Origin of the sequence: Flavobacterium aquidurense (assembly GCF_031458035.1) — a bacterium.
GTDB classification, from domain to species: Bacteria; Bacteroidota; Bacteroidia; order Flavobacteriales; family Flavobacteriaceae; genus Flavobacterium; species Flavobacterium aquidurense_C.
On record NZ_JAVDXR010000001.1, the window covers coordinates 254,452 to 267,419 of the forward strand.

The window sequence follows — 12,968 nt, forward strand, 5'->3', positions numbered from 1 at the left end:
TTCTACAAATTTAAATAAAATATGCATTGATTAATGTCGTCTATTTTACTTCTTGCATTAATTTTTTGATTAACGGCATAGCAATTATTAAAACAACACCTGCAATTACCGCATAAATTGCTAATTGATAATATCCATCAGTATAAGCAATCAACTTAGACATTAAAGTAGTTCCAGTATTAGCATCTGACATTTCAGCTCCTAATTTACCTGCAGCAAACTGACCGAATGCACTTGATAAAAACCATAATCCCATCATCATTCCAAACAATCGCTTAGGAGATAGTTTAGTAATTACAGACATTCCGATTGGCCCAATGCATAATTCTCCAAGCGTATATAAAAGGTATCCTAAAGCAAAAACATCTAGAGAACTTAATCCATCTTTATTTACAAAAAATCTGGCAGCATAAAAAATAAAGAATCCCGCCGCCAGTAAAAGAAATGACAAACCAAATTTAATAATCGTATTTGGCTCAATTTTTCGCTTAGCCATATATATCCATAGGAAGCCAACTAATGGGCTAAGAACAATAACATATAATGAGTTTATACTATTATTTACCACATTTGGATCAATGTTAAAAAACAACAATTTAGTAGATAAATTATCTTTTGCAAACAAAGACAACGAACCCCCTGATTGTTCTGAGATAGCCATAAACATAAAATATGCAAAAATAAAGATGAATGCCGCCAACAGCTTAAGCTGTTGCCTGCTCTCTTTTATCATTATTAATTCATATATAAAATATACTAAAGCCAAAATCCCTATCGTGTACATAAAATACTCTGTATAATCAGAGTTTATAACCATTATGTAAACAAACGGAATTACAACAATAGAACCAGCATAAACCAAGATTTCGTAAAGATTTCGTTTTTTAGGTGCCTGTCTTTCTAATGGAGAATTTCCAATTGGAGCAAGATATTTTTTCGTCAAAAGAAAAGTTGCAACACCAATAATCATAACAATTGCTGCAGAAAGGAAACATAAACTCCAAGAATAGTTTTTCCCTAAATAAATAGGAATAGCGCCTCCCAGCATTCCGCCAATATTGATTCCTGCATAAAACAATCCGTAACCTGCGTCACGGCGTCCATCATTTTCGTGATACAATTCCCCAACCATTGAAGAGACATTTGGCTTAAAAAATCCAGTTCCAATAATAGAAAGTGTTATACCATAATAAAAGAAATCATGCGGATTAGCAGCAATCAGTAAATTACCCAAAATCATAACGATTCCTCCAAAAAGAAGCGACTTCTTAAAACCTAAAACTTTATCAGCAAAAATTCCCCCAATAAAAGTAAAGGCATACACAAAAGCCTGAATCGCTCCATATTGAAGATTAGCTTTTCCTTCTAACAATCCTAACTGGTCAACCATGAAAACTGCTAAAACACCTCTCATTCCGTAGAAGCAAAAACGCTCCCACATTTCAACCAAAAACAAATACCACAATTGCTTTGGGTAATTCCCTTTAAAATTTTGTATTTCTTCTAATGTTATCGTCTTTTCCATATTATCTAACACCGTGCATCATTTTTTTCAAGAACGGAGTCAATGCAAATAAAATTAATGCAGCAATACCAGTAAGAACAACAAATACCATGAAAAACTCGTATAAGTTATGTATTTCGAATCCTGCAAAAAAGTGATTATGCGCACTAATCTGATGTTGATCTAAAAGTGCTAATTGCTCAGCAGTTGGCGTAATTTTATTATCCAAAACCGCCTGAAGATCAATCCCTAATTCTTTTGCTTTAGCAAATTTATCACCTGTTGCGGGCAAAATAGAACCTAGAGTTCCGCCTAAAGCATAACCTGATGCATTTGATAAAAAGAATACTCCGTATAATAATGAAGCAAAACGTTTTGGAGATAATTTACCTACCAATGATAAACCAATTGGAGACAAACATAACTCAGCACAAGTATTTAAGAAATATAATAAAATAAGCCATTTTACTAATAACAATCCAGAAGTTCCGATGTATGAAACCTGAGTTGCAATCATAAAGAAACTAATCGAAATTATAACTAAACCAGCCGCTAATTTTACTGGAGAAATCGGCTCTTTGTCCTTAGCTCTTAATGTATCCCAAAGAATACTAAAAGGCACCGCCATAATAACTACAAATAATCCATTGAAAATTTGAACCATTGATGGTGGCATTAGAAAACCAAAGAAATGTCTGTCTGTCTGGTTATCCGCAATAAAAGTCAAAGAAGAACCAGCCTGTTCAAAAGCTGCCCAGAAGAAAATAATAAAAAACGAAACAATATAAATTACAATAATTCTGTCTCTTTCTATTTTAGTTAATGAAGTATCAGAAATAATTAAACCGGCCAATGCCAATCCACTAGAGTAAATCAAAGTATAAATTAAATTCTGACCTACCGCGTAATGAAAAAAGAATCCTAACGCAATAAATGCAAGCCCCGCAATTGCTAAAGCTTTATTTGAAAAATTAGCTTTTTGCGCTTCACCTTCTTCAAAGTCAGAAGCTTCATTTTTAGAAGGCAAACCTCCTAATGGTCTTCCTTCAGGAGAAACCACATATTTATTTTTTAAGATGTAAAATACAACTGTTCCAATAAGCATTGCTAAAGAAGCTGCCATGAAACCCCATCTAAAAGCATGAATATCTCTAATTCCACCAGCATCTTTAACATCTCCTAATAAAGGACAAATCGACTGACCTAAAAAAGCTCCGATATTAATTCCCATATAGAAAATAGTAAATGCACTATCTAATTTTGTTTTCTCTTGTTTAGGATATAAACTTCCCACCATACTCGAAATGTTTGGCTTAAAGAATCCGTTACCAAATACAATAACTCCTAATGCAGAATACATAATAATCTTTGCTAAAGGCAAATTATTTTCAAAAATACTTCCGCTGGTAAACAATAACATTTGTCCGGTTGCCATTAACAAACCGCCTAACAAAATACAGTTTCTGTTCCCTAAAAAACGATCGGCAACAAAACCTCCCAACATTGGTGTTAAATAACAAAGTCCAAGAAAACCTCCATAAATTAACGAAGCCTCTTCTTCTTTCATCAATAATGAGTTAACAAGAAATAAAGTCAACAGCGCCCGCATTCCATAAAAATTGAATCTCTCCCACATCTCCGTTCCAAACAGTACCCAAAGTCCTTTTGGATGCGCAGTTTTTACTTGAGTTTCTCCCATATTATTCACTATTTATTTAAGTTTAATTGTATTTAAATTATAAATTTTCTTTGATAAAGTTAGTCATTTTATTATAAAGCTGAACTCTCGTTTTCCCTCCATAAATACCATGATTTTTATCTGGATATATCTGAGAATCAAATTGTTTGTTCGCCTGAATTAAGGCTTCCATCATTTGCATAGAATTTTGCACATGAACGTTATCATCTCCTGATCCGTGAATCAATAAAAATTTACCTTTTAATTTCTCAACATGATTTATTGGAGAATTTTGATCATATCCGCTAGCATTTTCCTGTGGAGTCTGCATATATCTTTCTGTGTAAACGCTGTCATAAAAACGCCAGTTCGTTACCGGAGCAACAGCAATCGCCATTTTGAAAACGTCGTTTCCTTGGAAGATACAGTTTGAAGCCATAAAACCACCATAACTCCATCCGAAAATTCCAATTCTTGAAGCATCAACATACGGATACGCTCCAATTACTTTTGCAGCATCAATCTGATCTTCTACTTCATATTTCCCAAGTTCTTTTTGAGTCACTTTTTTAAAATCAGCACCTTTAAAACCAGTACCTCTACCATCGACGCAAGCCACAATATAACCTTGTTGCGTAAGTGACAAGAACCAGTAATCATCTGTATTATTCCAATCGTTGTTTACTTGTTGTGATCCCGGACCAGAATATTGGTACATGAAAACAGGATATTTTTTAGAAGGATCAAAATCTTTTGGCTTTAAAATCCAGGCATTCAATTCATTCCCTTTAGCCGTTTTCAAAACGAAGAATTCTTTTGCAGGAAGGTTGTATGCTTTCAGTTTATCAGCAAGAGCCTGATTGTTTTCGATAACCTGAATTTCTTTTCCAGTTTTCGCCTCATTTAAAGTATAAGTTGTAGGCACTAAATTACTAGAGAAAGTTGTAATGAAAAATTGGAAATTTGGGCTAAAAGTTGCAGCACTTGTTCCTACTTTTGAAGTTAAACGTAATTTATTTTTTCCGTCTAAACCAATTCTATAAATATCTCTGTTGATTGAACCATTTTCTGTAGATTGGTAGAAAATAGTTTTTGTTTTTTCGTCGAAACCGTAGTATGAAACAACTTCCCAGTTTCCTTTTGTAACTTGATTTTTAAGTTTCCCTGTTTTATCATAAACATAAATATGATTGAAACCGTCTTTTTCACTTGTCCAGATAAAGCTATTATCTTTTAAGAATGTCAAATTATCTGTTACATCAACGTAAGCCTTATCTTTTTCATTCAAAACTACTTTTGCAGCGGCAGTTGTTCCGTCTACAAACAATAAATCAAGATTATCCTGATGGCGATTTAAAACCTGCGCTGATAAAACATTGTTATCATTGGTCCATTGTAATCTCGCAATATAAAAATCATTATAGTTTCCTAAATCAACTTTTTTAGTTGCATTTGCAGCTGCATCATATATATGTAATGAAACTACTGAATTTTTTTCTCCTGCTTTTGGATATTTAAACGTCTCAATTGTTGGATATAAATCTTTCTTGAAAATAGACATTGAAAATTCCGGAACAGCACTTTCATCAAAACGAATATAAGCTAGTTTTTTACTGTCTTTGCTCCAATCAAAAGCACGAACAAAAGCAAATTCTTCTTCATAAACCCAATCCGTAATACCATTAATTACAGCATTTTTCTTTCCATCAGTAGTAACTGCTGTTGATTTTTTAGAAGCTACGTCATATACATAAAGATTATTTTCTTTTGCATAAGCGATTTTAGTTCCATCAGGTGAGAAAGTTGGCTCCTGAACTTGAAAATCAAAAAGTTTCGTAAGTGATTTTGAAGCAATATCATATAAAAAATAATCCGCAGTAAATGAGTGACGGAATATTTTATTAGAATTACAAGCAAGTAAAATCTTCTTTTCAGATGCATCAAAAGTATAGCTGTCAATTCCGTTTGCAAGTGCTGCGTGATTTTTCGTGTCGATTAAGTTTGATACTTTTTTTAAAGTTGCGAAATCATACAAATCAATCTGTACGCTTCTGCTGGCTTGATCAACATTTAAAACAGTATATTGATCTGTATTTTTTAAGGATTGCAATTCATCCATACCTTTGGCACGAAATGCTCCGCCATAAATATTTTCGACGGTAATTTTTTGTTGTCCAAACACAGTAGCAACTAGAAACAAAAGCACTACAGTTATTTTACTTGTATTCATTCGAATTGTTTTAAATATAAAAAGAGCCCAATTTTAGTAAAAAAAATAAACATAATACACATTTCAAGTGTTAAATGTTAAAAAAAATAACGATTGCGTACTTTTCAAATATCAAATACATTACAAACAAAGTCTTAAAATAGTATCTTTGTCAACACATTATTATTTAATATACTGAGAATGAACAACGCTGTTGCCGGATTTTCTAAATTATCCAAAAAAGAAAAAATAAACTGGATTGCCAATGAATATTTTTCAACTCCTGAAGAAGCTTTAAATATTATAAGAAATTACTGGAATTCAGATGAAAAGCTTCAACAACTGCATGATGAATTTATAGAAAATACCATCACTAACTTTTATATACCATTAGGAGTAGCACCTAATTTTTTAATAAACGGAAATTACAAAACGATTCCAATGGCAATTGAAGAAAGCTCAGTTGTCGCTGCAGCTTCAAAATCAGCTAAATATTGGGCAACTCGTGGCGGATTTAAAGCAACCGTAATTAATACCGAAAAAATTGGACAGGTTCATTTTACTTTTAATGGAGATGCCGAAAAACTACAATCATTCTTTGATCAAATAAAACCAAAATTCTTCTCAGACACGCAGAGCATCACTAAAAATATGCAGCAACGTGGTGGCGGAATTTTAGACATAAAACTTAAAGATAAAAGAAGTTTACTTGAAAACTACTTTCAGCTTCATGCCACTTTTGAAACCAAAGACAGCATGGGAGCGAATTTTATAAACTCTTGCCTGGAGCAATTTGCCACAACTTTAAAAGAAGAATTTCAGAATTCTGATTTATTTTTAAAAGAAGAATCGGTTAAAGTCATCATGAGCATACTTTCTAACTATGTTCCGAATTGCATCGTTCGTGCCGAAGTTTCATGTCCTGTTGAAGACTTAAACGAAAAACATATTCCGAATCCACAGGAATTTGCAGAGCGCTTTGTTCAGGCAGTACAAATTGCCGAAGTTGAGCCTTTTAGAACGGTAACGCATAATAAAGGTATCATGAATGGTGTTGATGCAGTGATTTTGGCAACAGGAAATGATTTTAGAGCAGTTGAAGCAGGCGTGCATGCTTATGCTTCGCGAAATGGTCAATATTCAAGTTTATCGCATGCTAAAATCGAAAACGGAATATTTACTTTCTGGCTGGAAATTCCTCTTGCATTGGGAACAGTTGGCGGATTAACTTCTTTACATCCTTTAGTAAAATTATGCCTGGAAATGCTGGAAAAACCTTCAGCTGAAGAATTAATGCAAATTGTTGCCGTAGCAGGTCTGGCGCAAAATTTTGCTGCTTTGCGTTCCTTAACTACAACTGGTATCCAGGAAGGCCACATGAAAATGCACTTAAACAATATTATCAATCAGTTTGAGGCTAACGAAGAAGAGCGTCAATTGATAAAGTCACACTTCAAGAAAAATACCGTTTCGCACAGTGCCGTCGTTGAGTTTATTGAAAATTTAAGAAAATAAAACAAATAAAAAATTCCAGTATTACACTATCAGAAAATTCCAAATCCCAACAATAATTTGAATCTGTACTCTAGTGCAGACGAACAGGCGAAGCAATTTTAAAATATTGGAATTTATTATAAAACATAATATATCGGGGCTAAAAAATACAGAATGAAAACAACCTTTTACAGTAACGGAAAACTCTTAATTACGGGTGAATATTTAGTTCTAGATGGCGCCAATGCCTTTGCATTACCAACAAAATTTGGACAAAATTTAATTGTCGAAGATGGCAAAAATCAGGAAATAATCTGGAAGAGCTATAATTTTGACGATCAGCTTTGGTTTGAAGACATTATTTTATTTTCTGAAATCATAACCAATATTGAAGCTAAAATCGAAACTGTAAAATCGACTTTGATTAACATTCTGCACGAAGCCTATCTTTTAAATCCAGATTTTATTAAGAGTAGTGATGGATACAAAATCAGTACGCATTTAACATTTCCAAAAAATTGGGGGCTAGGCACTTCTTCTACCCTATTAAACAACATAGCACAATGGACCAAAATTGATGCATTTACACTACTTAAAAACAGTTTTGGAGGCAGCGGTTATGATATTGCCTGCGCGCAAAATAATGCTCCCATTATTTATCGACTTGAACAAAATACGCCAACTGTAGAAACGGCAGAATTTAAGCCTGATTTCACTCAAAACATATTTTTTGTTTACCTGAATAAAAAACAAAGCAGCAAGATTGCGATCAAAGCGTACTATAATAACAAAAATGAAGATTTAGCTGAAAATATTGCAGTTAGCAACAAAATTACCAATGCCATTTTACACGCAAAAACACTTAAAGATTTCGCACATGCTGTTGAAAAACACGAAATTCATTTAAGTAATATTCTGGAACTTGAAACCATTCAAGAACTTGCTTTCCCAGATTTTAATGGTGTTGTTAAAAGTCTTGGTGCCTGGGGCGGAGATTTTGTAATGGTAATTTCAAAAGAAAATCCGAAACAATATTTTACCACAAAAGGATATGAGACAATTCTTACGTATGACGAAATGATTTTACAGGAATAAAATATTGATGTAATAAAAACAACTTAGAAATTTACTTTCTTATTCTCAATTTCATTCGTTTCAAGACGACGAACCTTTTGAGATTCTAGTTCATTAGATTCGATAAGAGTATTGTGTAAACGTTCCGCCATTTTTTCTATACTATTAGTGATAGAATCATATACGACTTCCATTCTACGATGCTTTTCTTCCTTAACGGCTTTTAAAACATCTTCAACAAATACCTTATCATATTTTTCCGCAACAGAATCACGAGTGTTGGTTAGCCTGATAACATAATCGTTACTTAAGATAGTAACCTTAAAATGTTGTTCTTCGTTACTTAAATAATATTTCCCTCCCAATTCATCAACATTGATGTCGGTGCTGCTAACTTTTAAAAGTTCCGTTATTATTCCATAAATATGATTCTCAATTTTGGAATATACTCTAGGCTTTCTTTTAAAAAAATCAAACATGAAAAACATTAATCACTTGATTATTAAGGTAGTTTTTTATCATTTTTTTGCAATTTTTATTTAACATTTATAAAATTAAATATACTTTCCTAAAACAAAAATTCGAGCAAATTAACTGTATAATTTTGAATATCACAAATTTTTTAAATTATATTTCGATTACTCCTATATAATTAAAATTAACGAGACGGCATTTATTCCAAAAAGGCAAATTTTAAAACGCCTTTAAAAAGCAAAAACCCGAAACGCATTGAACATTTCGGGTTTTCTATTTTATATAAAATCTTGAACTTAGTAATTAAACTGTAGTCTGTTGTCTTCAATTTTAGCATTGTTTTTCAACGCTGGTAAAATTCTGCTTGCGTCAGATGCGCTTTGTGCTTTTACTTTAGCAACATATTCTGCATGGTTAGCAAGCGCAGGAGCTTTTACAGTACTGATGTTTTTCACAACATATACTCCTGTATTTCCTTCAATTGGAGCAGAAATTTTATTAGCACTTAAAGCAAATGCATTACCAACAACTTTTGGCTCTTGTCCAACTCCACCAGGTAAAACCGGGTTATCCATTGTTACATTAGCTGCTTGTTGAACAGTAGTTCCAGCACTTTTAGCAATAGCTTCAAGACTTGAACCTGTCATTTTAGCTGTTAACATTTCAGCTTTTTTCTTGTTTTTCAAGATTGATTCAACGTATGGTCTAGCCATAGCTACCGAAACTAAACCTGATTTGTTTTCGCTTTTGTATTGTGCAATAACGTGACCGATATTTGCCAATTCAAAACGTTTTACATCTCCAATGCTAGTTTCTTTATCAAATGCCCATCTGATAATGTTACGTTGGTTTCCTAATGGACCAAATGCTTCATCCATTGCTTTAGCAGTTACCGGAGCAGCAACTTTTAAACCTAATTCTTTCGCTGTAGCAGCAAAATCTTTGTCGGCAGCATCCATTTCGAATTTAGTTGCCAATGTAAATACTTTATCAGAAGTAGCTTCAGAAGGCTCAATTTTTTGAGCGATTGTAGCTAAACGAATTCCGTCTTGCTTATCAGTAATTTTGATGATATGAAATCCGAAAGGTGTTTCAACTAAACCAACTTTACCAATACCGTTACTGAATACAAAGTCATTGAATGGTTTTACCATTTGGTTTGGACCAAAATACCCTAAATCACCACCTTGCTGAGCAGATGAATCATCAGAAGCTGTAAAAGCCAACATCATGAAACTATCCGGATTAGCCTGAACCTGAGCTAGAATTTGTTCTGCTTTAGCCTTAGCTTCTTCTTTAGTTCTTTTTTCTTTTTGGTTTGGAGTTTGAGATCCTTCATAACCAATTAAAATATGACTTGCTTTTGCATTAACTCCAGATTTAAATCCTAAAGATTTAGAAATACATAAGTATTTTCCAAAAACGTAAGGCCCGTAGATTGCACCAGCAGGCAAACTGAATAATTTATCAGCATCAACAGCTGGTAATTCATTTTTCGCTACATAAGTTGAATCGTAAGGAACATCAGAATTTGAGTTTACAAATTCAGCAATATTTGTTGCGTTTTTAAAACCTGGCAAAGTATCATTTTTACCTGTTTTAGCATTGTAAACAACACTTCCGTTTAATAATCCAGTAATTTTAGCTTTAATTTCAGCCTCATCTTCTTTCGAAGCTTTGTCTTCAACTAAAACGTATTGAATTTCACGAGTTTCATCCGCTTTGAATTTTTTCTCGTTTTTCTTCATATAATCTACGATATCTGAATCAGAAATTTTTACTTCACTATCTTTAATAGAAGAATACAGTGCACCAACATAAGCAAAGTTTACTTTGTTAGCTTCCATTTCGTATTTCAACTTTCCTTCACTAGCAGTTGTGTAAAGTCCAGATTTAATTAACGTATTGTAGATTTGAAATTTTGCGTTTAATTCAGCATCTTTTTCTTTTGCAGAAATATATTGCGCCGCTTCAGGATTTGTTTTGAAATACTCTTTGAATTTCACAACATCAAACATTCCTGCTGCATTTAAGAACATTGGGTTTTTTCCAATATTTGGATCTGCTTTCAAAACTTCAATTAAGTGTTTTTCACCAACTCTTAATCCTAATTTATCAAACTGAGCTGATAATAATGCGATTGAAACTTCTTGATCCCAAACTCTGTTTGCAGCTTCAGTGGAAGTAATCCCTTGCCCACTTTTTTCAACATTACTAACTTTAACTCTAAAGTCTTCAAATGAAATATCTTTTCCGTCGATGCTTCCCACATCTTTTGAACTTTGACTAAATGTTCCTTTACCGATTAGATCTTGTATTATAAATGCAAATAATGCAAGTGCAATAACTCCTATCAATAAAGCGGAACGCTGTCTAATTTTTGCTAAAACTGCCATTTTTATTATCGTTAATTTTATATTCAGTTTGCGAAAATACAATTATCTAGTTAATAACAATACAACTAGCAATTTATTTTGCATATTTTTTTTTATTAATAAAAGAAATCACTCTTTTATTGTCATTTTAACCAATTCAATTTTCTTATTTGTCGCTTCTTCTATCACAAAATGATAGCTATCTATTACAATTTCTTCGCCTTTTTGAGGGATTTCCTTCGTGTGATGCACTATAAATCCGCCTAAAGTTCCGTACGAATCTTCTTCAGGAATCTCTAATTTATAGGTTTCATTCAAGTACTCTACATCTAATCTGGTCGAAAACAAATACTTACCATCACCTAATTCCTGCTCTATTAATTCTTCATCTAAATCATGCTCATCTTCAATTTCTCCAAACAGCTCTTCAACAATATCTTCTATTGTAATAATTCCGGATGTCCCCCCATATTCATCTAAAACGACAGCCACATTTTTTCTTTTTTTAATCAAAAGATTTAAAGCATCTTTAATCAAAATTGTTTCAGGCACAAACTCAACAGTCATCAGAACCGATTTGATTGTTTTTGGCTTTTTAAATAAATCGAATGAATGCACGTAACCCACAATATCATCAAGAGAGTTCTGACTCACTACAATCTTAGAATAACCGGTTTCTATAAAAAGCTCTTTAAGATCTGCAATACTGTCAAACAAATCGATATCGACAATTTCAGTACGCGGCGTCATTATATCACGCGCTTTTACACCTGAAAATTCTAACGCATTCTGGAAAATCTGAATTTCAGAATCTACCTCTTCGTCATCTTCCACCGAATTCATTTGTTCTGTGATATAATTTCCCAGCTCGACTTTACTAAAATACAATTGCACCTGATCTCCTTCTGTTTTAAAAAATTTTCTCAAAACAAAATCGGAAATCCAGATAAAAAAAGTAGAGATATAGTAGAACAACCGATAAAACAAATAGGCCGGAACTGCCAAAATCTTGATTAATGAATTGGCATAAATCTGAAAAAAAACTTTTGGAAGAAATTCAGCTGTTATCAAAACTATAAAAGTTGAAATCACTGTCTGAACCAATAAGCCGGTAATATCTGAAAAATGAAACCCCAGTTTGGCGATACAATTTAAAATTAAATCACCCATAAAAAACCCGTAAACTACCAAGGCAATATTGTTACCTATAAGCATTGCAGCAATAAATTTTGATGGATTCTCTGTAAGCTTGCTCAGGATTTGGGAGGCAAAATTATCTTGTTTTTTTTCAATCCCGAGATAAATTTTATTTGAGGAAATAAAGGCTATTTCCATTCCTGAAAAAAAGGCGGATAGTATTAAACAAAGTATTATAATACTAATTTCCATTTTTACTGTTTTTTATTACGATCATCAAATTTCTTGACAAACTTTCTTCTGAAGAAAAACATAAAAACTGCCATGCCGGCGATTATAAAACTCAAGGCATAATTCTCACTACCTTCATTCAATTTTATAACACCATCATAAATAAAGTAAACTGCAAATGCGATATAAACGTATTGTGTATATTTTAAGTAACCCATAATTTGTTTTATTCGTTGGCTTCTAATTCGCCAGTTATTCGTTGTGAATTTATTACTTTAAAATCTTTACTAAAATCTATACCCTGCCCGTTTGATACTCCTTTAGCATCAGTAAGCTTGAATTTTCTTTCGGTATAAAACCATTCGTTTTTCTGATCAAAATAAAGTTGTTCCGTTTCGAGCATCTGACCAGTTTCTGATGTAATTTTAACTTTACCCTGTAAATCTATAATTCCGGTTTGCTTATATGAAACCGCATAATTTCCTTTTATAAATGTACGCTTTTGTTTTTTATCATAAAGTGTAACATCAATTCCTTTTGGGAATTCTGTAAAAGGGAATTCAAGATTGGAGTAATCGAGCATTTTTCGGCTTTTCAAAACTCCTGTAATTCGGCCAGAATCAGTATATTTTATATTTACAGTATCCGCATCACTTCCCGGAACGAATTCTGAAAAGTTAATTTTTTGAACTTCCTTAAAATTACTTTCGCATCCAAAAAACATTGTCACAGCAAGAACTGTGACAGCGTTGATAATATATTTTTTTGGTAAATTCATTTGCCAAATGTAGT

The 12,968-nt window shown here is 32.8% G+C and carries 10 protein-coding genes; 2 read left to right on the forward strand and 8 right to left on the reverse strand.

What is annotated here, in order from left to right; genetic code table 11:
• Window positions 1-40: 40 nt before the first annotated feature.
• The 3 genes from J2X17_RS01035 to J2X17_RS01045 are packed head-to-tail and all read right to left on the reverse strand — an operon-like array spanning window position 41 to window position 5,412.
• On the reverse strand, window positions 41-1,525 hold the full coding sequence (locus tag J2X17_RS01035; RefSeq protein ID WP_310293857.1) for a peptide MFS transporter: 1,485 nt from the start codon (window positions 1,523-1,525) through the stop codon (window positions 41-43).
• Window position 1,526: 1 nt separating this feature from the next.
• Complete coding sequence (locus tag J2X17_RS01040) at window positions 1,527-3,203, reverse strand: peptide MFS transporter (protein WP_310293859.1); 1,677 nt, start codon at window positions 3,201-3,203, stop codon at window positions 1,527-1,529.
• A 37-nt stretch (window positions 3,204-3,240) separates the two neighbouring features.
• Complete coding sequence (locus J2X17_RS01045) at window positions 3,241-5,412, reverse strand: S9 family peptidase (RefSeq protein WP_310293861.1); 2,172 nt, start codon at window positions 5,410-5,412, stop codon at window positions 3,241-3,243.
• A 180-nt stretch (window positions 5,413-5,592) separates the two neighbouring features.
• On the opposite strand from J2X17_RS01045, the gene J2X17_RS01050 reads away from it, so the two are divergent.
• Together J2X17_RS01050 and J2X17_RS01055 are read left to right on the forward strand one after the other, a co-directional pair.
• Window positions 5,593-6,906, forward strand: coding sequence for a hydroxymethylglutaryl-CoA reductase, degradative (locus J2X17_RS01050; RefSeq protein WP_310293863.1), 1,314 nt, complete (start codon window positions 5,593-5,595; stop codon window positions 6,904-6,906).
• A 153-nt stretch (window positions 6,907-7,059) separates the two neighbouring features.
• Entirely contained in the window at window positions 7,060-7,980 is a 921-nt protein-coding gene (locus tag J2X17_RS01055; protein WP_310293865.1) for a GYDIA family GHMP kinase, read from the forward strand.
• Window positions 7,981-8,003: 23 nt separating this feature from the next.
• Here J2X17_RS01055 and J2X17_RS01060 read toward each other — a convergent pair whose 3' ends face one another.
• From J2X17_RS01060 to lptC, 5 genes are all read right to left on the reverse strand, one after another.
• Window positions 8,004-8,438, reverse strand: coding sequence for a hypothetical protein (locus J2X17_RS01060; protein ID WP_310293868.1), 435 nt, complete (start codon window positions 8,436-8,438; stop codon window positions 8,004-8,006).
• A gap of 291 nt (window positions 8,439-8,729) precedes the next feature.
• Window positions 8,730-10,829, reverse strand: coding sequence for a peptidylprolyl isomerase (locus tag J2X17_RS01065; RefSeq protein WP_310293869.1), 2,100 nt, complete (start codon window positions 10,827-10,829; stop codon window positions 8,730-8,732).
• Window positions 10,830-10,937: 108 nt separating this feature from the next.
• Window positions 10,938-12,197 (reverse strand): hemolysin family protein, encoded by a 1,260-nt coding sequence (locus J2X17_RS01070; RefSeq protein ID WP_310293870.1) that lies wholly within the window; start codon window positions 12,195-12,197, stop codon window positions 10,938-10,940.
• A 2-nt stretch (window positions 12,198-12,199) separates the two neighbouring features.
• Window positions 12,200-12,394 carry a hypothetical protein gene (locus J2X17_RS01075; RefSeq protein WP_194658185.1) on the reverse strand — a complete coding sequence of 65 codons (195 nt, stop codon included), beginning with the start codon at window positions 12,392-12,394 and terminating at the stop codon, window positions 12,200-12,202.
• 8 nt (window positions 12,395-12,402) lie between these two features.
• Window positions 12,403-12,954, reverse strand: a complete 552-nt coding sequence (lptC, locus tag J2X17_RS01080) for an LPS export ABC transporter periplasmic protein LptC (protein WP_310293873.1) — start codon at window positions 12,952-12,954, stop codon at window positions 12,403-12,405.
• Window positions 12,955-12,968 lie beyond the last annotated feature (14 nt).